Here is a 23,699-nt window from a genome sequence, read left to right on the forward strand (position 1 = left end):
TACAAAAACTGTAATGTTGTATGATAAGTTTGTTGCGCCCCACCAGAACGCGGTGTAGGCAGCGAAGGAAAGGTTGCTAAAACAGAAGAGCGTTCGGCCTGTCCTGCAGCGACCTCGGGAGGAACAACATGACAAAGCGAGCCGTCGCGTGACGGACCTGTCCAATGCATCACTCGCTGCTTTGCCGGCAGATATCGCGCGTCCGGGCTACGATCGCTCGGCTGTAACGCCAGGCATCGTACATCTCGGCGTCGGCGCCTTCCATCGCGCACACCAGGCCATTTATGTCGACGACTGTCTGGCCGCTGGCGAAACCGGCTGGGGTATCGTCGGGGCATCGCTGCGCAGTCCGGATACACGCGACGCGCTGGCGCCGCAGGACTGCCTCTACTCGCTTGCGGTGCGCGATGGCCAAGGCGAGAGTTTGCGGGTTGTCGGCTCGATCCTGTCGCTTCTCGTTGCGCCGGAAAATCCGGAGAGATTGCTGGAAGCACTCTGCCTGCCGTCGGTGCACATCGTCACGCTGACCGTCACGGAAAAAGCATATTTGCGCAACGCGGCCGGAGATCTCGACTTGGCCCATGCCGACGTCATGTGGGACCTGGCCCATCACGACCGCTCGAAAACTGTTTACGGCTTCATCGTTGAGGCTGTGGCTCGCCGACAGGCCGCCGGTATTGGGCCATTCACCGTGCTTTCCTGCGACAACCTGCCGGCCAATGGCAAAACGCTGCGCCGCCTGCTGCTGCAATTCGCCGAAGCCCGCGACGCGAAGCTTGCCGCCCAGGTCGAACAATCGATCGCCTTCCCGTCGAGCATGGTCGACCGCATCGTGCCAGCGACAACCGACGCCGACCGCACGCGCGTAGCCGCTGCGCTTGGCGTTGCGGATGCCTGGCCGGTGCGGACCGAGCCGTTCAGTCAATGGGTGGTCGAGGACCGTTTTCCTGCGGGCCGCCCGGCCTGGGAGCGCTTCGGCGTCACTATGGTGGACGATGTCGGCCCCTTCGAAGACATGAAGCTTCGCCTGCTCAACGGCTCGCACTCGGCGATCGCCTATCTCGGCTTGCTCTCCGGCCATGAGACGGTAGCCGATGCCTTCTCTGACCCAATGATACGGCGTTTCGTACAAGGCCTCTGGAACGAGGCCATCCCCACTCTGCCCGACAATGCCGGCCTTGACCCAAAGGCCTATATCGGAAAACTGACCGATCGCTACGACAATCCAGCCTTGCAACACCGCACCGCGCAGATCGCTAATGACGGAAGCCAGAAACTGCCGCAGCGCATCGTGGCAACGGCTGTCGAACAACTTCGGCGCGGCGGCGCGATCGATCACCTGGCACTGGTTGTTGCTGCTTGGATCGCGGCTTGTGAGGCTCGTGGAGGTGCACTCGACGCGGATCTGTTCACCGATCCGCTCGACGCACAGCTTGCAGGCGTGTTCGCCGGCTTATCGTCCGCCGCCGCCGACACAGTCTCGCAGGTGTTCGACCGTACCGGCTTTGCCACGGGACAAGCGGAGCGACCGGACCTGCAAAGGGCGGTGAGCGCTCATCTCGATGTCATTCGCAACGCCGGTATCGGTGCCGCGATCGCAACTCTCGCGGAGGGCTAGATGAAACAGACCTGGCGCTGGTTCGGGCCCGACGATCCGGTTAAGCTCGCGCATGTCAGGCAGGCCGGCGCCACCGGCATCGTCAGCGCGCTGCATCACATAAATGATGGCCGTGCCTGGCCGGGCGACGAGATCGCCAAACGCAAGGCTGAGATCGAGCAGGCTGGGCTCACCTGGTCTGTGGTCGAAAGCATCATCGTGCACGAAGAGATCAAGACCCGCACCGGCCGCTACCGTGACTGGATCGAGAACTACAAGCAATCGATCCGCGCCGTCGCCAGGGCCGGCATCCGCACGGTCTGCTACAATTTCATGGCCATTACCGACTGGACGCGCACGGATCTCGATTTCGCCATGCCGCATGGCGGCACGGCGCTTCGCTTCGATGCTGTCGACTTCTGCGCTTATGACGTACTGGTGCTGAAACGCGCCGGCGCCGAGGCAGATCACCCGCCCGAGCGTGTCGAGGCCGCCCGGTGGCGGCTGGCCAAGAAGAGCGAAAGCGCGCTCGCGACACTGGAACAGAACCTCATCGGCTGGGTGCCTGCACGGGAATTCATCTTCGACCGCGACAGCTTCCGGCGCGCGCTCGACGTCTATCGTGACATCTCGCTGGAGGATTTCCGCGACAACCTCTTTGCTTTCCTGCGCGAGATCGTCCCGGTGGCTGAGGAGGTCGGCGTGCGCATGGCGATCCATCCCGACGATCCGCCCTTCCCGATCTTCGGCCTGCCACGGGTGGTCTCGACGGCGGCCGACGCTCGCAAGCTGCTCGATGCCTGTCGCTCGCCATCGAACGGGCTGACGCTATGTGCCGGCTCCTATGGCGCCAACGCTGCCAACGATCTCGTTGCCATGGCCAAGGAATTCGCGCCCGACATCCATTTCGCGCATCTGCGCAATGTCACCAAGGAGCCCGATGGATCGTTCCACGAAGCCGAGCACCTGGAAGGCGACACCAATATGGTGAGGCTGGTGGCGGCCTTGATGCGGGAGGAAGCACGACGAAAGGCCGAAGGCCGCACCGACTGGCAGATCCCGATGCGGCCCGACCACGGCCACGCCATTGTCGACGACATCGGCAAGAAGGTGAACCCGGGCTACTCCTGCATCGGCCGCCTGAAGGGCCTGGCGGAGCTGCGCGGCATCATGCGCAGCTTCGAGACATTTGGCATTCCGGGCGAGGCAAGCCGGTGAGCAGGCTGCGCCTCGGGGTGATCGGTCTCGGCATGGCTGCGGCGCCGCATGCGCAAAGCCTGCTCGACCTCGCCAGCCGCGTCGAAGTGGTTGCTGCCTACAGCCCGACGCAAACCCGGCGCGAGGTCTTCGCCAAAAATTACCGCCTGCCTACCTGCGAAGACTCAGCCACGATCTTCGATGACAGCAGCATCGATGCCGTTCTGATCCTGACGCCGCCCAACACGCATCTCGATCTGGTGCAGCGTGCAGCGGCAGCCGGCAAACACGTCTTGCTGGAAAAGCCACTAGAGACCAGTCTCGAACGTGCCGAGACGCTTGTCGCAGCGGCAGACGCTGCTGATGTCAAGCTGGGCGTGGTGCTGCAGCATCGTTTCCGGCCGACCGGCGTTGCACTGGGCGAATTGGTGAGCAGCGGTCGGCTCGGCACGCTTGTCAGCGCCTCCGCCCGCCTGACCAACTGGCGGCCGCAAAGTTATTACGACCAGCCCGGGCGCGGCACCAAAGCGCGTGATGGCGGCGGCGTGCTGCTGACCCAGGCGATCCACACGCTCGACCTGCTGATCTCGGCAGCCGGCCTGCCGGATGAAGTGACCGCCTATGCTGTGACGAGCCCGGTGCACCGCATGGAGACCGAGGATCTGGTGGCGGGCGCGATGCGCTTCGGCAACGGTGCCATCGGCTCGATCACCGCCACCACTTCCGCCTATCCCGGCTATCCGGACGCTATCGACATCATAGGCACGAAGGGCATGGCGAGGCTCGATGGCATCAAGCTGTCAGCCGCGTTCCATGACGGCAGTGACTACCACTTCGAAGACGAAGGCGTCGGTGGAGGTACGGGTGCCGATCCGATGGCGTTTTCCCATCAGCATCACCGCGCGGTCCTCGCCGATTTCCTCGACGCAGTCGAAATGGGACGTCAACCCAAGGTCAGCGGCCATGAGGCGCTGAAGGTGCACAAGCTGATCAATGCGCTGCTGCACTCTGCGGACACTGGGAGCCCACAACCGGTTTTGCGTCGCTAGCGCAACGCGCACGTCGACTTGCCATCTCCAGCTGACGGCTTCCATGCCGCCAATGCCTGGCGGCAAAGATCGAGCATGGCAGGCTGCGGCTGGGTGTCATCGAGCCCACGGCATGATCGAACGTGGAGCAGCGCATCCTCGAAAGCCGGGAAGCGCTCAGGTCGCGCAAGGTGCAGATAAAGCGCAATGGTGCCGGCGGAACGGCTGCGCCCGCCCCGGCAATGCACCAGCACATTGCCAGCCCGGTGCGGCGGATAATGTGCCTTGCCCGGACTTTTCTGGTTGACGATCCCGTACAGGACCAACACGGCCCCGAGCAGATGGTGGGCGATGTTGCCCGGTCCGTCGATCAGGCCGATATGCGTGCGCCTGACGATAGTGCCGTCGCCGAGCGCCAGCGGCGGCATCTCGACGTTCACCGCCAGGTTCATCGTCGAGGTGATGCCGTTGCGCAAAAGCAGTTCGGCATCGTTCGCGGCAACCGCGTTGCCAATGAACAGCGTCTTTCCTTCGTCGTCGATATCCGCGAGCACGGGCAGCAGAACCGGGAGACGATCTTCCTCTTCCTCGGTTATCGGCCGGTTGTCACTGTGGTTGATGTTCATGCTCGCAGTCCTATTCCGCCGCTTTCAGTAACTGGTCTCGATCGAGAGGCAAGGAAACAACCTTCGTTCGGCATAGGCGGCCGCGAAGCCATTGCCCAAGCCGCGGCATCTCTTCCGGCCGCACGAAAGCCGCCACGACTTTCTGCGCGCCGGTGCGGGTGACGAGGTCCATCGTGTCCTGCAGCCGGGGATGGACATTCCAGCGCAGCCATCGCGCTTCGTCGCACTGGAGCATATCCCAGGCCGGCGTCTTTTCCGGGACATGACCTGAAAACAGAAAGCGGAATCCCTCATCCCGACGCTGTAGCAGTTGCGCCGCCAATCCGGTCTCCGCATTGGCCTCCGTCGCCACGATCACCTGATCCGGCGACCATTCGTTATCGAGGGCCATCGAGCCCAGCAGCGTTGCGATAGCTGCACGTTTGTCATCGCCGGTCATGCCCGTTTCGTCATCCGCAAGGCGTTCCATTTCCCGACGCACGACCGGGCAGGCGATCGCCTTCAGGCCCAGTCCACTCAAGGCCAGCATCATTTCCGGCCCCCGCCCGCCCGCCGGCACGCACAGCACCGCGCCCTTCACGGCGAAATCAGCAATGGCTTCAATCTGCGTTGAAAGCGCCTCGTCGAAATCACCATAGGACGCATCGGTTATGAGGCAGCCCGCTGCGGGCGGCTGGTCGAAAGGCAACAGCAGCGATTCCGCGCTCCAGTCCCCCATGTAAAGAACGCCACCATGATCGGCGAAATGAAACCAGATGCCGCCGGGCGCATGGCCGTTTCTGCCGACAGTGACAGGCAGGCCGGCGATTTCGGTTTTCCCGCTGATCGGCAGCTCGAAACGCCGTTCGAGCGGGAGTATCGCTTCGGCGATCTGGCGAAACGTCTGAGCCGTCGCATAGACCGACGGATTGCCGATCTGGCCTGCAAGATCCAGCGAGCCGACATGATCGATATGGGCGTGGGAAAGGCAGATCGCGTCGACCGATCCGACGTCCGAAAGGTCGGGCTTCACACCCGGTTGCGGACCCTCGCCGAGATCGAGGAGAATACGCCGACCATGCATGTCCAGCAGGAAGGCGGCTGGGAGCTTGCCACCCTGCCCGCTGACAACCGTCAATTTTGCCAAGGAATTACCCCTTTCGGCAGGTGGCGTGAGAAGCGGGTCGCCACCAGCATCAGGATCAGCACGGCCGCGATCATCAGGCAACCGACAGCGGCGGCAAGCGTCGATGATCCGCCTTCCTCCAGGAAGACCACCATCGGACCGATGGTGCGGGCATTGGAGGAGACGAGCAGAATCGAGACCTGGATCTCGTTGAGAGCGCTCATGAAGACCATGACACCGCCTGCAACCGCTGCGGGCGCGACGAGCGGGATGACCACATCCCGCATGCGTGCCAGGAAACCTGCACCCGCCACCTGGGCCGCCTCTTCCATGGCACGGTCGACCTGCGCGAAGCCGCTGAGGACGGGACGCAGCGCGAGAGCCAGGAAGCTGGAGAGATAGGCGGCGAGGATGATCCAGACGGTCCCGTAAATGCTGAAACCGAGAACAGGCAGCGGCTTGAGGAAGAACAGGATCATCGCCACGGCCAGGATGATGCCGGGAAGCGCATAGGCGAGTTCGCTGAAAAGATGCAGCATGCGCACCAGCGGCCCGCGCTTCCAGACGATGAAGTAAGCCATGAACAGCGACACGGCCATCAGGATGACGACGGTGACCGACGTCAGCAGCAGGCTGGTCAGGAACGCGTTGCGGATCGAAGCCTGATGGACGAGGGCATTGGCATAGTTCACCAGCGTCAGGGTTTTCCAGCTCAGTTCCTGGCCGAAGCCGGTGACCAGCGACGTGGCCACCAGCGCAGACAATGGCAAAGCCATGGTGAGCACGATGAACAGCCAGCTGGCAGCTTCGACGACGGGGCGCCAGCGCCCCAACCTTATTTCGAGCGAACGGCCGATGCCGTCGACGCGCACGTCGTTCCGCTGGCCGAGCCAACCGCTGATGGCGACTCCGACAATGGTCAGTGTCGACAGAAGCAAAGCCAACACTGCCATGTCGGCGAGTGCCGAAGGACCGTAACTGTTCATCTGTTGGTAGATCAGCGTGATCAGGGTCGGGTATCGCGCCGGAATACCCAGCATCGCCTGGATGCCGAAATTGCTGATCGACGACACGAAGGCCAGCGCGGCACCGGCGAACAGGCCGGCCCGCGCCAGAGGCATGATGATGGTGAAGATCAGCGTCCAGCTGGTGGCGCCGGCGGCGCGCGCAGCCTCGACCAGTTCGGCAGGCAAGCGTCGCAACGCTGCCCGCACGGTCAGGAACACCAGCGGCGCGTGATAAAAGCCCAGCAGCAGGATGATGCCGCCTGGTGAATAGAGCGGGTGGCGTCCGCCATCGTGCAGGGAAAGTCCCAGCAGGCCCAAGACAGGACTGGACGGCGAAAAGGCCTGCACCCAGGCAAGAGCGGTCACCTGCGGAGGGATCATCAGCGGCAGCACGAATGCGAAGACCCAGGCCGTCTTGAATCGCATGTCGGTGAGCACGGTGAGTGCAGCGGCGATGGTGCCGAGCACCATGGCAAGCATCGTGGACAGTACAGCGACGACCAATGTGTTGGTCGAGGCCGTCAGCACCTTCTTCTTCCAGAGCAATTCGGCAACATGGCCGAAATCGATCACGCCGGCCGGTGCGATCGCGGCGATGGCAAGACGCAGCAGCGGTGCGAAAGACAGGCCGGCGACGAAGATCACCAGCAGCCCCAGCACCATCCATTCAGCCTTGGGAAGAAGCGCCGGCAACCGCCGGCGCTCCTGAATCCCTTCCATGGCAATCAGCGCCATTTTCTATCTTTCTATCAACCGCCGAAAATCTTGGTGAACTTCTCGCGGGTCTCCTTGTCGGTCGCCACTGCATTGTCCGCATCCATCGGCAGGAGCTTGATGTCGGACAGTTTCGGGAAGCCGGCCGGCGGCGTGATCGAAGGATCGATCGGCAGGTTGCCCTGGGTAACCACGAGTTCCTGGCCCTCCTTGGAGAGCAGGAAGTCGATGAACTTCTTCGCGCCGTCCGCATTTTTGGCGGTCGACATGATCGCGACCGGCTCGGTGATGAAGGAGACGCCATCCTTCGGGAAAATCAGGTCGACGGGCGAACCCTTGGCCTTGGCCCGGATGACGTCGGCATCGGCAATGATGCCGTATTTGGCCAGACCGCTGGCGACGGCCTTGAGGGCTGGACCATTGCCGCCTTCCGGCGCGATGTCGAGTTTGGCGAGGCCTTCATAGAATTCCCAGCCGATACTCGGAACGTTGACCACGCTGTGAAGATGATTGAGCGCGGCGCCCGAATAGAGCGGGCTCGGCACGGCGATCTGGCCCTTGTTGTCTTCCGTCAGCAAGGCGCTCCAGGTTTCGACCGGCTTGGCCTTCTCAGTGTTGTAGGCGATGCCGGTGGAGATGATCTTGGTGCCGAAGAACGTCATGTCCTTGTCGTAGGTGCTCTTGTCGTAGGAGCCGACCGGCGCCTGTGGATAGGCCATCAGTCGGCCTTCCTTCTTCAACTGGCCAAGGTTGATGGTGTCGGCGACCAGCAGCACGTCCGGCTTGACGTCACCGGCTTCGATTTCAGCGCGCAGGACGTTCAAGAGCTGGCTGGTGCCGTTGCGGGTCCATTCCACCTTGATGTCGGGGTACTTGGCCTGGAAGGCGTCGACGGTCTGCTGGGCGATCTCAGGCGACTGCGACGTGTAGAGGGTCAAGGTTTCGGCGTTAACGGCTGTCCCGCTCAATAAGACGAGCGTGAGGGCAGTGGTGAGGCGCATAAGGAACTCCTGTTGCTGAGTGAAAAAAGTCGTCAGGCAGCGGCGGGAATGACCCAGCCGTCGCGGATGCAGACCTGGATGGTGTCGTCCGCAGGAATGGCGACATCTGCCGGTGCGTGCAGCGTCAGCTGCAGGGCCGGGTCCGCGGTAGCGATGAAATCGACCTGGCTATGGTTGCCGCGATAGATGACCCGCTCGACCTTGCCGGCGAAACCATCGTCCCCCGGCTGGGCCAGACGCATCGCCGAGGTGTGGACGGAAAGCTTGGCCGATGAACGAACTTGCTCGCTCCTGCGGGCCCGGACACGATGGTCCTTGCCGAAGATACTGACGATCGCCGCCTCGGCTTCGGGGCGCACATCCCGCACAGGCAACACCTGGCCGTTGCCGATGAAACGGGCGACCATTTCGCTCTGCGGCTCGCGATAGAGATCACGCGGCCGGTCAAACTGCACCAGTCGGCCTCGATCGATCACCGCGATGCGGTCGGCCAGCGCCATCGCCTCGGACTGATCATGGGTGATGTAGACCATGGTGGCGCCGGTATGGCGGTGGAAACGCACGAACTCGTTTTCCATTGCCGCCCGCAGATGCACGTCAAGATTGGCCAGCGGCTCGTCCAGCAGCATCACTGAGGGCTTGGCGGCAAGACAACGGGCCAAGGCGACACGCTGGCGTTGGCCTCCGGACAGATCGGAAGGCGCGCGCTCGGCCAGATTTTCCATGCCGACGACCGACAAGGCCTCGCGGCTGCGCTGTAGACGTTCCTGAGAATTCACGCCGGCGATCTTGAGCGCATAGCCGACATTGTCGGCCACGCTCATATGCGGCCAGAGCGCATAGTTCTGGAAGACGATGCCGATGTTGCGCTTTTCCGGAGGCACGTTCGCCTCCCGGGACGATACGACGCGACCACCGAGCTGGATCGTGCCTTCGTCTGGCGTTTCGAAGCCGGCGAGCAAGCGCAGCAAGGTCGTCTTGCCGCAGCCCGAGGGTCCGAGAACCGCGATGAATTCGCCGTCGACGATGTGCATTGCCACGCGATCGAGAACGCGTTTGCCGCCATACATCTTCGACAGGTCACTGATGACGATATCGGCCACGTCGACGCCTCAACGATTTGAAAAGAAAGGTTTTTCTTGAATTCTTGCTCTGGACAATCGCATTGCAACTTCATAACAATGCGTTTGCACACGTGTGCAATTTAGCGAGCTTGTGCTTCAGTTTTATGACGGCAAAGACAAAAGTTCAGATTGCTCGGCGGCCTTTGCGCCACGATGGAGGATCGACAATGAAGAGCGGTTTCATCACGGCGGCGGACGTCGCAAGGGAAGCCGGCGTCTCGCGTTCCGCCGTCTCGCGAACCTTTACCCCGGGCGCCAGCGTGTCGAAGGATGTGCGGGAACGTATCCTGCGCGCCGCGGAAAAACTCGGTTACCGGGTCAACAGGCTGGCCCAGGGTCTGCAGATGGCGCAGTCCAACCTCGTCGGCGTGGTGGCAGCCAACCTGACCTCCCCGTTCAACACTGCCCTGCTCGATGGCATCAGCGCCGCCCTCTTCAAGCGCGGGCTGCAATGCATGCTCTTGAATGCGGAAGCCGCACGCGACGATATCGGCAACCTTGTCAACCAGGTCCTGGAATATCGGGTGCGCGCAGTGATCATCCTTTCAGGCGCACCGCCAGAAGAGATCATCGAAGCCTGCCTGCGCAATGATGTCCGCCTTATCCTGATCAATCGCGGCACGCTGCCCGGCAACGCCGACAAGATCGATACGGATGATTTGACCGGCGGACGACTGGCGGCCGAACGCATGTTGCAGGATGGACGACGCCATGTCGCGATCATGCGCAGCGGCAACGGCAGCGTTAGCCAGAAGCGACGTGTTGAGAGCTTCGTCACCCGTATGAATCAGGCGGATGTTAAGATCACAGACTGGATGCGTGGTCCGAACAGTTTCGAAACAGGGTGTGAGGCCGCCCGCATATTGCTGGCCGACAAGTCGATCGATGGCGCTTTCTGTGCAACGGACCTGATCGCCCTCGGCTTCCTCAACACCGCCCGGTTTGAGCTGGGCATCCAGGTGCCGCGCGACTTCTCCATCATCGGTTTCGACAACATCCCGGAGACCGAATGGCCGTCGCATAGGCTGACCACGGTCAGCCACCCCGTCAAAGCTTTCATCGAAGCGATCCTGAATTGCCTCGACGACGATCGCCAGTTGTCCGAAGGCGCACTGAACTTCACGATCCCGGTGGAGCTGATCGAACGGGGCACAACCGCGGCCCATGACGCGTAGTCGACCATAGTCAGGCGGCCGCGACAGATGGGGTGCGGCCGCCTCCCCGGGCAACGGACTAGAAGCTTCCTTTTACACCAACGCCGAACGTACGTGGCATGGTCATGCTCGCTTCGACGCCGCCGATGCCGCGGTTCTGCTGCATGTAGGTGGGCGCGCGTTCGTCGAAGATGTTCTTGACATAGCCGTAGACCTGCAAGTGCTCGTTGAAGTCGTAGCTCGCACGGGCATCGGCGATCGTGTAGGGCTCGATCAGATAGCTCGGCGTGTTGGCGGTGTCGGAATAATATCTGTCCAAATGGCGAACCTCGCCGGAGAGATTGAACTTTTCCGTCACGTCCCAACTGGCGCCGAAGCTCAGCATGTAGCCGGGCGACTTGGCGAACTCGTTGCCTTCATAGGCGACGTTGCTCGAAATCCTATCGATGCGCGTATGCAGCAGACCGGCGCTGGCCTTGAGCGTCAGATCGTCGAGGATGCGATAGTCGGCTCCGACCTCGAGCCCGTAGGCGTGCGCCTTCTCGGCGTTGATCGTGTAGGACTGCGCGACACCCGAGGAGATCACGACAGGGATCGTGTACTGGGCATTCTTGAAATCCATGTAGAACAGATTGCCGTTCAGGGTGAGTGTGTCGTCCAGCAAATTGGCGCGAGTGAACAGCTCGTAGTTCCAAAGCGTCTCTTCCTCGAACGGCATCCACTTGCGCGCATTGAGATTGAGCGACACGCCGCCTGGATTGTAACCGCGGTTCACCGTCGCCCCCACGGTGAGGTCCGGCGTCACGGCATAAGCCAGGGAGACTTTCGGCAGCAGCGCACTGAAAGTGGTGTCGAAATCGACCGGCTGCGGCGCAAAGACCGATTTGCCCTCGCGCTGTATGTGATCCTGCTGGTAACGTAGGCCGCCGGTCAACGTCCAGAAATCGGTAAGCCGGTAGCTCGCCTCACTGAACAGGCCGAGATTCTGTTTGGTGTCGTCGAAAGTCGACAGGCCGCTGAGATACAGCACCTCGTCGCTCTTGGTGTGAGCGTAATAGACACCCGCTACACCGCTCAGGGCATCGCCCTGTTCGCCGAAGGTCACACGTGCTTCATTGGATGCATTCTTCTGCTCGACATCGGCATCGCCATTGTTGACGAGGCCGGTGGTGCGATGGACGGACGAAGCCGAATACTGCGTCTGGTTGAAGAACCTGAGGCCGTTGCCGACGTCATAGCTGATGTCGAGGATGCCGGTGTTGGTGTCCTGCTTCCAGGTCGGCATCGTCGTGGTGATGTGTTCGAGATTCTCGAACGGCGCCGATGCCGCCTCCTGGGATGGCCGGTTCGACCTGTTATGCGAATAAGTGAACTTCGCCTCGAGACCGGGAATCTCGGCCGGTTGCCACAGCAGCTTGAAGCGGGCATTCAGCGCCGCGAAATCCTGGTCGGTATCGCCATGCTGGAACCGGGGGCTGATATAGTCGATGAAGGTATCGCGGCCCGAATAGTCGACAGCCAGGCGCGCCGCGAGTTCATTGTCGGCGATCGGCCCGTTCAGCATGAACGAAGCCCGTTTCGAATTGTAGCTGCCGATCTCCGCCTGATAGGCGCCTTCGGGTGTGAATGTCGGGTCCTTGGTGTTGACGATGATCGCGCCGGCGATGGCGTTGGCACCTTGCGAAGTCGTCTGAGGCCCACGGAAGACCTCGATGCTGTCGACATCCCAGACCGATGACGCGCCGAAATAGAATTCATTGTAGTTCAGGTAGTGACCGTCGAGGTTGATGGTGGCTCGCGGTACCGTGCCACCCCAGAAAGAACCCTGTCCCGTGAGCGGACCTTGCGTGTCCTGTCCACGGATGATCGGCGTGCTGACGGTATCGGTGAAGACGACATTGGGCACGTCCTGGATCACCTCGGACACGGAAGCATCGCCGGTCTTCTCCTTGGCGATCTGCTCGCCAGTGATGACGGTGACGGATGAGGCCGTGTCCTTGAGGCTGCGCGCGATCTTCTCGCCGGTGATGACGATCCGCTCGAGCAAGGTACTGCTTTCAGCCGCGGCCTGCGGTTTTTCCTGTGCCGAGGCGGCAGTCGCCGCGAGCGCCGACACAATCGAAAGCGTGCTGGCGCCAAGCTTTAGTGACGCAAGAATATGAGAAGGCATGAAGTCCCCGATCGCCCAAACAAGAAAACGCTGGCTGGGAACAGACCGTGGCTCGCGGATTGAAGAATTCCACAATGCATAGCGCATTCCGCATGTCAACACGCAGGGTGTTTCCAGCCATGCGTGCCGACGATCTTCTCGCAGGCAAGCCCGCCCCTTGTCGGGTGCGATTGATCGCGAGGCCGAAGCACCGTAACGTCGCCTCGTCGTCAGCCGAGATCCATCCTCGTTCCTTTCAGCCTTGATGTTGCCTATATGATTGTCCCAAGCCACACACTCCTGCCGCCCGGACAGAACTCGTGAAACCAGACCGTTCCGACGACGAAGGCGGCGGCACCGGCAAACGCTCCAAGACCATCCAATCGGTGTCCATCGCCGCTCGGTTCCTCGACATTCTGGCGAGAGCCGATGGTCCGCTGGCGCTGGGCGAAGTTGCGCGGCAGGGGCGCACGGGGACCTCGACGGCGCATCGTTACATGCAGAGCCTGGTACGCGAACGGCTGGTGGCCCAGGATCCGATGACCGGTCGCTACGATCTTGGGCCGACCGCGCTCAGCATCGGCATGGGTGCGCTGCGACGCGTCGAGCCCGTCGAAGTCTCGGCGCGCCTGATGAAGACATTGTCGTCGGAGATCGCCGCGAGCTGTGGCGTCGCCATCTGGACCGACCAGGGGCCGACCATCATCCGCTGGTACCGCAGCTCGGATTTTTCGATCAGCACCGTGTCACTCGGCGACGTGCTTCCGCTCGACAACACGGCGTGCGGCCTGGTCTTCCAGGCCTATCTGCCGCGCGAGACTGTCGCAGCGGCCCGCAAGCGGCAACCCGCCACGTTCAGAGGCAGTCCGCCGTCGAAGGAAACGCTCGATGCGGCGCGCCAGGCCGTCGGCGTTGAACTCAATGAGCATCTGTTTTCGCTGTTGACCGGCAAGGCGGCACCGGTGTTCGACGCACAGAACGAGATCGCCTGTGTCGTCACCACCGTTTCCTTCGTGAAGACGGCCGAGGCTGACGATCATTGGAATGCCTTGCGTGCCATGGCCCGGCAGGCCTCGCTGGAATCCGGATCCTCCCGAGACTGCGGCTGAACTGAGCCTCAGCGGATGCCCAGGTGCTGCCTCAGCGTGGAGCCCTCATAATCACGGCGGAACAGGCCGCGTTCGACCAGCGCAGGTACCAGTTCTTCGAAGAACAGGTTCAGCGAATTCACCGAACCGCCGGGAAGCGCGATAAACCCATCGAGGGCGCCGGCCTCGAACCGCTCGACGATATCATTCAGAACATCGTCCACGGTGCCAACGGACACCCAATGCGCTGAACCGACGACCTCCGGCCGTGCCAGGACCTCCTCCATGGTCGGATTTTTGGCCAAGATGAAACGGCGCAAAAGGTCGGCATGTGTGCGGCTGCGGACCGGATGCTCGGAAGCGGGAAGCAGGTCGGCCGTGATGCGGCTGTCCGGCGCAAGCGCCCCAACGTCAAGCCCGAGCACCGCCTTCAGTGCGGCGACGCGGCGCTCGCGCGTCAGGTGCGCATGGGCGCGTGCGTGCAATTTCCAGGCCTCCTCGCGCGTCCTGGCAAGAAAGAAGTAAAGGCCGGGCAAAACACGCACGGCATCTGCAGAACGCCCATGCCGCTCTGCCCTTCTGCGCAGATCAGCGCGCAATTCGATACCGTCGCCGATATCCGGCATGGCGGCAAAGGTCGCATCCGCAACCGACGCGGCAAAGCTGCGGCCGATTTCGGAAGCACCGGCCTGAAACAGAGGCGGCGGGCCAGCGTCGTGTCCCGGAACGTTGAGGGGCCCTTTCACATGGAAGAACTCGCCGGCGTGGTCGATGGCCTGCACCGGTGCTGAAGATGAACTACCGGGGTAGCTCGCCCATAGGTGCCGAACGAGATCGGTGAATTCCGCCGCCTTGCGATAGCGGACTTCCGGCGCCGGCATCGGTTCGTCCCCGAAATTCTCGGCGCCCTCGATCGAGGTCACGATGTTCCACCCGGCCCTGCCGTTGCTGATCCAGTGCAGCGATTGGATCTGGCGGGCAACAATGTAGGGCGGATTGAAGGTGGTCGAGGCGGTGGTGACCAAACCGATCTTCTCGGTTTCTCGTGCAATCGAGGCCAGCATCATCGTCGGATCGAGCCCGACGAAGGTCGGCGAGTGCGCCGCCATGGCCTGGTTCATGACGAGATAGTCAGGCCTGAAGACGAAATCGAGCTTTGCTCTTTCGGCGGCCTGGGCGAGTTCGGCATAATATTCGACAGGCCCCATGCCCGCTGACAACGCCTCATCCGGATGCGGGCGCTGTCCCTTGAGCCAGGTGGGTGTCAGGCTCAGTCCGATATGCAATTTTCTGTCCGTGCTCATGCCGATTGTTTTCTGCTGTCTGGGGCCGCCGGTATCGGACGTCCCTTCGGGATGACCAGCGGAGTTGCCGAAACCGGGTCGGCGATGATGATCGAAGGCAGGCCGAAGACGGCCTCGACCAGCTGCTCGGTGACGACTTCGGCTGCCTTGCCTTCGGCAACGACGGCGCCGTCCTTCATGGCAACCAAATGAGAGGCGTAGCGGCAGGCATGGTTGAGATCGTGCAGCACGGCAACAACCGTGCGTCCCCGACAGTTGAGGTCGGCCAGCAGGTCGAGCAGTTCGATCTGATGGGCAATGTCCAGGAAGGTGGTCGGCTCGTCCAGCAGGAGGATCGGTGTTTCCTGAGCCAGAACCATGGCGATCCACACCCTTTGCCTCTGCCCGCCCGAGAGTTCATCCATCAGCCGATCCGACAGATCGGCCATATGCGTGACTTCCAACGCGGCGGCCACCGCCTTTTCATCGGCCTTCGACCATTGCCTGAGGAAGGATTGGTGAGGATAGCGACCGCGCGCGACCAGGTCGGCAACGGTGATGGCATCGGGGGCAATAGAACTCTGCGGCAACAGACCGAGCCGCCGAGCCACTTCCTTTGCGGGAAGCTCGTCGATGCTTTTGCCGTCGAGCACCACCCGTCCGCTCGAGGGCGGCAGCAGGCGCGACAGCGCGCGCAGGAGAGTGGATTTGCCGCAAGCATTCGGCCCGATGATGACGGTGAATGAACCGTCCGGGATCGACAACGACAATCCGGTCGAAATCGTGCGCCTGTCGTAGCGAAGCGTCACCCCATCGGCATGCAGACGATGCGCCATATTGCCCTTCCTGCTTGCCCGCCTGCTGGCGAGAGCATCTTCCCTGAATATTGCATTCCGGAATGCATATTGCATTGCGGGATACAATGCTTATTGTGGAATAAACAAGTCAAGTTTAACACCCCGTGCGATGACGCAAGGTCGCACCGCGCCCCCTTCAATCCTCTACCGATCTCCACGATGATGCCGATGCACAAACTCGCTCTCGCCCTGATGGCCGTTGCGGTGATCGCGACAGGCGCCGATCGCGCGTTTTCACAGGAACAGGGATGGCCACGGACGGTTGCCCAGGACGGCGAAAGTCTGATCCTGGAATCGAAACCGCAACGGATCGTCTCGACCACGCCGAGCGTCACTGGAATTCTGCTCGCTATCGGGGCGCCGGTGATGGCCAGCGCCGCAACGACCCCCACCATGCTCACAGATGACAAAGGTTTCTTCTCACAATGGGCGAACGCCGCCGACGAGCGCGGTGTCGCAGTCCTCTACCCCAATCTCAATTTCGACATCGAAGCCATTATCGGCCGGAAGCCCGATTTGCTGATCGCGTCCGCGACAGGGGCCGACAGCGTCGCCCAGCACAAGACGGAGTTACAGGCACAAGGCATCCCGACGATGGTCGTCAACTATTCCAACCAGAGTTGGCAGCAGATCGCTGTAGAACTCGGCAAGGCCACCGGGCTCGAGGCGGAGGCGAGCGACGCCATCAAACGCTTCGACGATTATGCCGCGCAGGCCGCCGTGTCGATGACGCGACCGAAGGGAAAGGTCAGCATTGTCGGATACAATATCGGCGGCAGCTATTCGATCGGCCGGCCTGAAAGTCCGCAGGCCAGGCTGCTGACGGCCCTCGGTTTCGAGGTGGCGGGATTGCCGAAAGGGCTCCAGCGCGATGTGACGCGACGTTCGGACTTCGACTTCATCTCGCGTGAGAACCTCTCTGCTGCCATCACTGGCGACACCGTCTTCCTGCTGCGCGGCACCGAAAAGGATGTCGCTACCTTCCTTACGGACCCAATGCTCGCCAACCTGCCAGCAGTCGCGAACAGGAAGGTCTATGCACTTGGGTCGACATCGTTCCGCATCGACTACTATTCCGGGCGGCAGATGATCGACGCGATCGCGGGACACTTCCGGTAACATGGCTTGTTCGGACATGCGGAAAGCCGGAAAACAGACCCGGCTTGTTAAAGGACGGCGACATTTTCGGAGGCTTGCAACTGCGAGCCTCATTCTCGCGGTTGTCGGTCTGCTTAGCCTGGCTATCGGCTCGCGCCCGGTTCCACTCGCCACGCTGTTCGAGACGTTCCGGGCCTACGATCCGCTCAATGACCTGCACCTTGTGATCTGGGAATTGCGGGTATCACGCACCCTCGTGGCGATCCTTGCCGGGCTGGCGCTGGGTACCGCCGGCGCCATCATGCAGGCGACCACCAGAAACCCACTCGCCGAGCCCGGTTTGCTCGGCATCAATGCCGGTGCAGCAACAGCCGTAATCATTGGCATCACGGCCTTCCACCTCACGGCCATGATCCAGTATGTCTGGTTCGCCTTCCTCGGCGCGGGCTTGGCGGGGGTCGCCGTCTTTATTCTCGGACGGGCCCACGAAACCGGCACCAATCCCGCCCGGCTCGTGTTGGCCGGCGCGGGCCTTTCCGTGATGCTGGGCTCGCTGACAGGCATCATCATGCTCAATGCACCTTTGGAAGTGGTCGACGACTTTCGCCACTGGTGGGCAGGCTCCATCGAGGGGCGAGGTTTCAATGTCGCAGGCGTGCTTGCCGTCGCGATCACGATCGGCCTTGCGATTGCCCTGTTCATCTCCAGAGACCTGAATGCCGTGGCACTCGGCCGCGATCTTGGCCAAGCGCTGGGTGCCAGGCTTGGCAGGACATGGATCCTTGCCTGCCTGAGCGTCATGCTTCTGGCAGGGGCTGCGACAGCGGCCACCGGGCCGATCGGCTTCGTCGGGCTGATAGCCCCGCACATCGCCCGTCTCACGACCGGCCCCGACCATCGCTGGCTGCTGCCCTTTTCGGCGCTGTTTGCCGCGATCCTGCTTTTGAGCGCCGACATCGTCGGACGCGTCATCGTTGCTCCGGCGGAAGTTGCGGCAGGGATCATCGCCTTGCTCGTCGGCGGGCCGTTCTTCGTCGCCGTGGTTCGCAGATACCGGCTGGCCCGGCTATGAGATCGTCAGGCCCCTCCTTCGGGCTCCGGATCGGCGGCCTGTCGTTGCAGCTGCGCCCACGCGCAGCGGCAGTCTGTGCCATGCTCGCACTGACAGGCTTCGCGCTCGGCGTCCTGCTGCTTGGAACCGGAACGCTCCACTTCAGCCCGTCCGAGGTGGTCAACAGCCTGCTTGGTGCCGGCAGCAATTCGACGGCAGAGCGCATTATCCTGCGCGTTCGGCTGCCGCGCCTGGTAACAGCGATATTCGTCGGGGCCTCACTCGGCATGGCTGGCGCCATTTTCCAATCGCTGTCACGCAATGCCCTCGGCTCCCCGGATATCATCGGTTTCACCACGGGTGCCGCGACAGGCGCCATCCTGCAGATCGTGCTTTTCGATACAGGCCCGCTCGGGGTATCGCTTGCGGCATTCGCCTCTTGCATCGCGACTGCTGTCGCCGTCCTTCTGCTTTCCATGAAGCATGGCGCAACCGGGGGCTATCGGCTGGTTCTTGTCGGTGTCGGCATCGGTGCGATCCTCTCCGGCATCAACACCCTCCTCCTGGTGAAAGGTGGGCTCGATCAGGCTGCAGCCGCCCAGCTTTGGCTGGCCGGCTCACTCAACACGCGCACATGGGCACATGTGATACCTGCAGCAATAGGCTTCGCGGCGATTGTTCCCGTTGTCGTCCTCAACGCCCGCCAGACGACCCTGCTGGAAATGGGCGACGACATTGCACAACAGCTTGGTGTCGTCCCTGAGCGCACGCGGCTGACCATGGTCATGGCAGCGGTCGGCCTGACGGCAATTGCAACCGCTGCCGCTGGTCCCATAGCCTTTGTCGCCCTGGCGGGACCACAGCTTGCCAGGCGGCTGACATTGTCACCCGAACTGCCGTTGGCGAGCAGCGCTCTGACGGGAAGCGTTCTGCTCGTGGTCGCCGATCTGATCAGCCAACGTGCGCCATTCCATGTAAACATGCCTGTCGGCTTCACCACAGGCATGTTGGGTGGATTCTATCTGCTTTGGCTGCTGGCACGAAGAAGAATCGTCTAGCCGTGCGCGTTCGGAAGGTCGCAACTCGGCTTTCAGCGAGGTTCGGGCGGTGTCCGAAGGCAATGCCGGTCGGCTTTCGCGCATTCTCGATCTCCTGCAGCGCGCGGTCGGTGGAGCAAGGGCGAGCGGACGACATGTGTGGAGCGTCACAGCTTTCGTAGCAAACTGTGCTTGAAGAGCTTCTCAAGTTTTCCCTTGTGGGAGAAGGAAGCGAACATTAAACATGAGTTAAATATGCAGGTTTTGTGAGCCACTGGCTACGCTGGAACTCGGCCAGGCAAGACATTCCGCCCGGGCAAGACAAAGCCTGTCCAAGATTGACATATCTCCATTTCATGGGAAGCGCATGGCGGGAACGTCAGCTCAGAAACGAACCGCGACAGCGCAAGGCAAGGGACTGACATTCGTGAGGCCAGCCAACGCTGGCCGGTTCCTGTGCCCATGCCTCGAAGGGTACTGATCTTGTCCGCGCTCAATCTCTGGCTGGGAGACCTCTTCCGCCTCCACCACGACGATTTCGTTCGTTATGCCTCCAGGCTTGTTGGAGGGCGCGACAGCGGCGAAGAGGTGGTCCAAAATGCCTATCTGCGGGTTGCAGGCCGTTCATCACAAGCCGCAGCGATCGAGCACCCGAAAGCCTATCTGATCACTGCCACACGCAATGCCGCGGTCGACCATATCCTTCGCCAGCAGGCGGAATGGTCCAGAAGGGTCGACATCGAGGATGTCGCGGCTGTCGGTATCAGCGAAGACCCCACAACCACGTTGGATCATCGTCACCGCATCGCGCGCCTGGCGGTCCTGCTGAACGAGTTGCCAACGGCCTGTCGCGAAGCCTTCATCATGAACAAGGTGGAGGGTCGCACGCATCGCGAGATCGCCAAGCATCTTGGAGTTTCGGTCAGCATGGTGGAAAAGCACATCATTCGCGCGCTGTTCCATTGCCGTGACCTGATGCGGGACGATCGCAGGATCTGACAGATTTCTGTTGAGGATTGCCTGCCCCGATCCCGTCTAATCCTCCAGAAAGACCGCGGAACGAACCGGTGATACAAGGACCATCGAGACGAGATCCTGCCAGGGAGCTTTCCGACGAGGCACTGGTGAGGATCGTGCGTCTTCACTCGGGAGAAGCGGGAGAGAACGACTGGGCCGAGTTCCGGCGCTGGCGGTCCACCAGCGCCGAGCACGAAGCCGCGGCGGCGGAAGCTGAGCTTCTCTGGAATGATGCCTCGAACCTGCATCGCGACCCCCGCACGGGGCTCATCAAACCCGGCCGGCGCAAGCCCGTATCCCGGCGTGCCGTTCTTGGCGGGATCGGCGCGGCGGCTTTGGCGCTGGGCGGGCTACGCGTCACCGGCGCTCTCCAAGGCATCTTGTCCGATCACACGACCGGAACCGGCCAAACCAGTGTGATCGATCTCCCTGACGGATCGCGCGCCTATCTCAACGCCGCGTCGGCACTCAACATCGATTTCTCGCCGCAGCGTCGCTCGGCAGAACTCGTCGGGGGGCAGGCTTATTTTGAAGTCGTCGGCGACCCGCTGCGCCGCCCATTCGACGTGAAAGCCGGCGACGTCACTGCATCGGCGTTGGGAACGGCGTTCGATGTCAACCGCAACCTTCCCGATGGCGCTACGGAAATAACGGTTACGGAGCATATGGTGCGCGTTACTTCCGTCAGCGCATCACAGGAGATCGTGCTCGACGCCGGGGAAACTGTCATCGTCTCTCGAGATGGTCATGCGGGGCCGGTGACAACCATCGAAAAGTCGGCTGCTGTCGCCTGGCGCTCGGGGCTCTACGTCGCGGAGTCGCGCTCATTGGCCCAGGTGGTGGCAGCACTTCAGGCTTATCACGAAGGTTGGCTTGTCATTGAAGACGACAAGGCCAGATTGCTCAGGGTGAATGCTGTGCTCGATCTGCGTACCCCGGCTTCATCGCTCGACGCGCTGGCATCCGGACTACCAATCCGTATTCGTCGCCTGTCGAGATTTTTGACGGTGATTTCAAGCGTATAGGACAATTGATCCGTTTTTTTTGGATTTTTTTGTTGAGGATTCTGATCAGGTTTCCTGTCTGACTCCGTGAGGGGCTGAATTGCAAATGATGCCCCTCGCTATCAGTGATGGAGACAGGGCACATGCCGAGGGCATCGGGGCGTCGCTATTTTATAAGGATATTGCTTGCCGCTTCTGTGGCAGCCATTGCGCTTGGCCAACCTGCGCAGGCACAACAGCCATCCACCGGGAACGTAACCTTCAATCTTCCCGCCCAATCGCTGGCGTCGGCCCTTGCCGCCTATGCGCAGCAGACGGGCATAAAAATGGCCTATCCGGCCACTCTGGCAGCGGGCAAATCGGCACCCGCTCTGCGCGGGGCCTACTCCCGGACCGACGCTCTGGGCCGTCTGCTTGCCGGAAGCGGCTTGAGTTATCGCTTCACCGGAGCCGCATCAGCGACGATCTTCGATGTAGGCGTTCCCACCACCACCGGTTCGGTGCCGGACAACAACAGCGTCCTGCTCGACAAGATCACGCTCCAGGCGCGTATGGAAGGCGCGTGGGGGCCAGTCGACGGTTACGTTGCCAGCCGCAGCGCCTCCGGCACAAAGACCGACACGCCGCTGATCGAAACGCCGCAGTCGGTATCGGTCGTCACGACGGACCAGATCCGCAATCAGAAAGCAGTCTCCCTTGCCGAAGCGCTCACCTACACGCCGGGCATCAGCACGCAGTCCCAGACCTTCAGCCGGATGGTGGATGATCTGATGGTGCGCGGCTTCAACGCCGCTGGCCCATCGGGAAATTTCCTTCGTGATGGCATGAAATCCCAGGCGGCCGTCTACGACCTCGCCCAGGAGCCGTATGGCTTCGAACGGCTGGAGGTGCTGCGCGGTGCTTCATCCATGCTTTATGGCCAACTGGCTCCGGGTGGTGCGATCAATGCCATTTCGAAACGGCCGACCGAGACACCGCTGCATGAAGTCAACGTCGAATACGGCAATTACGACCGCAAGCAGGTGTCGGCCGATTTCGGCGGGCCGCTCAACGCGGATGGCACGCTGCTCTACCGCTTGACGGGACTGTTCCGCGATGCCGACAACTGGGTGGATGAGACGCCCGACGACAAGATCTACATCGCGCCAGCTTTGACGTGGAAGCCGGACGAAGCCACGCAACTCACGCTGCTGGCCAGCTATCAGCACGTTGACACCCGCTTCATGACGCCCCTCTTCCTGCAGGATATCTCGACGGGACGTATCCCGCGCGACCGCTTCCTGGGGGAACCGGACTTCGACAAATACAAGGGCGACTCCTACGCGCTGGGTTACATCTTCGACCACGAGTTCGACGGCGGACTGAAACTCCATCATCAGGCGCGCTATCTCGCTTCGGATGTCGATTGGGATTACATGATTGCCAATCTCGCGCCTGTCACGGACGGGAAGCTGGCACGCATCGCCAGCAAGCGCTTCGAGAATTCCTACGGCTTCACCACCGATACTTCGCTCGAAAAGACCTTCGAGGCGATGGGCGCCGAGCACACCTTGCTCGCCGGCTTCGACACATATCGTCGTGGCTACGACACACATCGCTACAGGGGAACCGGCCCCGTCCTGCTGGACGTCGACAATCCGGTCTACGCCGGCGCGCCTACCATCAATTACCGGGTGGATCGCGGTTCCGATACGGCAAGCGATCAATATGGCTTCTATCTACAGGACCAGATCAAGATCCACGACAAATGGGTGCTGCTGCTGGGCGGCCGCTATGACTGGAGCGACAGCACGACCAAAAGCTACCAGAACGGCAGCGTCACCGAACAAAACGACGACGCGTTCACCGGCAGGGCCGGATTGGTCTATCTTTTCGACAACGGCATCGCGCCCTATGTCAGCGTCAGCCAGTCCTTCTCCCCGCAGGCTGGCCTCGACTACCGCACGAACACAGCGCTGAAACCCAATGAAGGCCTGCAGTACGAGGCTGGTGTCCGCTATCAACCGGACGGCTCGGATCTGCTGGTTAGCGCAGCCGTCTACGACCTCACCCAGACCAATCTGGTGAGCTACGATTCAAACGGCTTTTCCTATCAGCTGGGCAAGGTGCGTTCGCGCGGATTCGAACTGGAAGCGCGTGCACAGATCGACGATCTCGGAATCGTCGGCGCCTATACATATACAGACACGCGCATTCTGGAGAGCGCCAACCCGCTCGAGGTCGGACAGCAGCAGACGCTGGTGCCTCGCAATACGCTCTCGCTCTGGGCTGACTACAAGCTTGATACGCTCGGCCTATCCGGCCTGACCATTGGGGGCGGCCTGCGTTATGTCGGCAAGACCAACCTCATCGACAACAAGCAGGACGTTCCCGACTATCTGCTGGCCGATGCGATGGTCAAATACGACTTCGCGGCGATCGATCACAAATATGAGGGAACCTCCCTCACACTCAACGCCCGCAACCTTTTCGACAAGAAGTACTATACCTGCGTGAGCTCGGACGGCTGCCGTTACGGCGAGCCCCTCACCGTCACTGCCACGATCTCGAAGAAGTGGTAGA

The 23,699-nt window shown here is 61.7% G+C and carries 19 protein-coding genes; 11 read left to right on the plus strand and 8 right to left on the minus strand.

Annotation, left to right across the window (positions count from 1 at the left end; genetic code table 11):
- Nucleotides 1-148 precede the first annotated feature (148 nt).
- Genes L4923_RS13790 through L4923_RS13800 form a run of 3 tightly spaced genes read left to right on the plus strand, consistent with a single transcriptional unit; the run spans nucleotide 149 to nucleotide 3,843 of the window.
- Nucleotides 149-1,618 (plus strand): mannitol dehydrogenase family protein, encoded by a 1,470-nt coding sequence (locus tag L4923_RS13790; RefSeq protein WP_239365933.1) that lies wholly within the window; start codon nucleotides 149-151, stop codon nucleotides 1,616-1,618.
- Entirely contained in the window at nucleotides 1,619-2,815 is a 1,197-nt protein-coding gene (uxuA, locus tag L4923_RS13795; protein WP_239365936.1) for a mannonate dehydratase, read from the plus strand. It begins immediately after the preceding gene.
- Nucleotides 2,812-3,843: a Gfo/Idh/MocA family protein gene (locus tag L4923_RS13800; RefSeq protein WP_239365940.1), complete on the plus strand. Its 1,032-nt coding sequence runs from the start codon at nucleotides 2,812-2,814 to the stop codon at nucleotides 3,841-3,843. The genes uxuA and L4923_RS13800 overlap by 4 nt, the downstream gene beginning before the upstream one ends.
- On the opposite strand, the gene L4923_RS13805 is transcribed toward L4923_RS13800, so the two are convergent.
- Genes L4923_RS13805 through L4923_RS13825 form a run of 5 tightly spaced genes read right to left on the minus strand, consistent with a single transcriptional unit; the run spans nucleotide 3,840 to nucleotide 9,378 of the window.
- Nucleotides 3,840-4,448 (minus strand): dual specificity protein phosphatase family protein, encoded by a 609-nt coding sequence (locus L4923_RS13805; protein WP_239365943.1) that lies wholly within the window; start codon nucleotides 4,446-4,448, stop codon nucleotides 3,840-3,842. The two genes, L4923_RS13800 and L4923_RS13805, sit on opposite strands and share 4 nt — an antisense overlap.
- Before the next feature lie 10 nt (nucleotides 4,449-4,458).
- On the minus strand, nucleotides 4,459-5,574 hold the full coding sequence (locus L4923_RS13810) for an MBL fold metallo-hydrolase (protein WP_239365946.1): 1,116 nt from the start codon (nucleotides 5,572-5,574) through the stop codon (nucleotides 4,459-4,461).
- Nucleotides 5,562-7,295: an ABC transporter permease gene (locus L4923_RS13815; RefSeq protein ID WP_239365949.1), complete on the minus strand. Its 1,734-nt coding sequence runs from the start codon at nucleotides 7,293-7,295 to the stop codon at nucleotides 5,562-5,564. Before L4923_RS13815 ends, L4923_RS13810 begins: the two co-directional genes overlap by 13 nt.
- A 14-nt stretch (nucleotides 7,296-7,309) precedes the next feature.
- Complete coding sequence (locus L4923_RS13820) at nucleotides 7,310-8,275, minus strand: ABC transporter substrate-binding protein (RefSeq protein WP_239365952.1); 966 nt, start codon at nucleotides 8,273-8,275, stop codon at nucleotides 7,310-7,312.
- 32 nt (nucleotides 8,276-8,307) lie between these two features.
- Nucleotides 8,308-9,378, minus strand: coding sequence for an ABC transporter ATP-binding protein (locus L4923_RS13825; RefSeq protein ID WP_239365955.1), 1,071 nt, complete (start codon nucleotides 9,376-9,378; stop codon nucleotides 8,308-8,310).
- A 188-nt stretch (nucleotides 9,379-9,566) separates the two neighbouring features.
- On the opposite strand from L4923_RS13825, the gene L4923_RS13830 reads away from it, so the two are divergent.
- The gene (locus tag L4923_RS13830) at nucleotides 9,567-10,574 is read left to right on the plus strand and encodes a LacI family DNA-binding transcriptional regulator (protein ID WP_239365957.1); all 1,008 of its coding nucleotides are present in this window, start codon (nucleotides 9,567-9,569) and stop codon (nucleotides 10,572-10,574) included.
- A gap of 58 nt (nucleotides 10,575-10,632) precedes the next feature.
- Here L4923_RS13830 and L4923_RS13835 read toward each other — a convergent pair whose 3' ends face one another.
- Nucleotides 10,633-12,723, minus strand: a complete 2,091-nt coding sequence (locus tag L4923_RS13835) for a TonB-dependent receptor (protein WP_239365959.1) — start codon at nucleotides 12,721-12,723, stop codon at nucleotides 10,633-10,635.
- Between the two features lie 299 nt (nucleotides 12,724-13,022).
- Here L4923_RS13835 and L4923_RS13840 point away from each other — a divergent pair, with 299 nt between their 5' ends.
- Entirely contained in the window at nucleotides 13,023-13,811 is a 789-nt protein-coding gene (locus L4923_RS13840) for an IclR family transcriptional regulator (protein WP_239365961.1), read from the plus strand.
- An 8-nt stretch (nucleotides 13,812-13,819) separates the two neighbouring features.
- Here the strand turns inward: L4923_RS13840 and L4923_RS13845 are convergent, their stop codons facing one another.
- Nucleotides 13,820-15,094 (minus strand): NtaA/DmoA family FMN-dependent monooxygenase, encoded by a 1,275-nt coding sequence (locus L4923_RS13845; protein ID WP_239365963.1) that lies wholly within the window; start codon nucleotides 15,092-15,094, stop codon nucleotides 13,820-13,822.
- Nucleotides 15,091-15,909, minus strand: a complete 819-nt coding sequence (locus L4923_RS13850) for an ABC transporter ATP-binding protein (protein ID WP_239365965.1) — start codon at nucleotides 15,907-15,909, stop codon at nucleotides 15,091-15,093. The genes L4923_RS13845 and L4923_RS13850 overlap by 4 nt, the downstream gene beginning before the upstream one ends.
- 189 nt (nucleotides 15,910-16,098) lie before the next feature.
- On the opposite strand from L4923_RS13850, the gene fepB reads away from it, so the two are divergent.
- The 6 genes from fepB (at nucleotide 16,099) to L4923_RS13880 (ending at nucleotide 23,698) form a co-directional block, all read left to right on the plus strand.
- Nucleotides 16,099-17,049: a Fe2+-enterobactin ABC transporter substrate-binding protein gene (fepB, locus tag L4923_RS13855; protein WP_239365967.1), complete on the plus strand. Its 951-nt coding sequence runs from the start codon at nucleotides 16,099-16,101 to the stop codon at nucleotides 17,047-17,049.
- 16 nt (nucleotides 17,050-17,065) lie between these two features.
- The gene (locus tag L4923_RS13860; protein WP_239365968.1) at nucleotides 17,066-18,100 is read left to right on the plus strand and encodes a FecCD family ABC transporter permease; all 1,035 of its coding nucleotides are present in this window, start codon (nucleotides 17,066-17,068) and stop codon (nucleotides 18,098-18,100) included.
- An 80-nt stretch (nucleotides 18,101-18,180) separates the two neighbouring features.
- Nucleotides 18,181-19,137, plus strand: a complete 957-nt coding sequence (locus tag L4923_RS13865) for a FecCD family ABC transporter permease (protein WP_239365970.1) — start codon at nucleotides 18,181-18,183, stop codon at nucleotides 19,135-19,137.
- Between the two features lie 462 nt (nucleotides 19,138-19,599).
- Nucleotides 19,600-20,115, plus strand: coding sequence for a sigma-70 family RNA polymerase sigma factor (locus tag L4923_RS13870; protein ID WP_239365972.1), 516 nt, complete (start codon nucleotides 19,600-19,602; stop codon nucleotides 20,113-20,115).
- 125 nt (nucleotides 20,116-20,240) lie between these two features.
- Nucleotides 20,241-21,158 (plus strand): FecR family protein, encoded by a 918-nt coding sequence (locus L4923_RS13875; RefSeq protein WP_239365974.1) that lies wholly within the window; start codon nucleotides 20,241-20,243, stop codon nucleotides 21,156-21,158.
- Between the two features lie 122 nt (nucleotides 21,159-21,280).
- Nucleotides 21,281-23,698 carry a TonB-dependent siderophore receptor gene (locus L4923_RS13880; protein WP_239365976.1) on the plus strand — a complete coding sequence of 806 codons (2,418 nt, stop codon included), beginning with the start codon at nucleotides 21,281-21,283 and terminating at the stop codon, nucleotides 23,696-23,698.
- The last annotated feature ends 1 nt before the right edge of the window (nucleotide 23,699 follow it).

Source organism: Terribium retamae, from assembly GCF_022347545.1.
Lineage (GTDB): Bacteria > Pseudomonadota > Alphaproteobacteria > Rhizobiales > Rhizobiaceae > Mesorhizobium > Mesorhizobium retamae.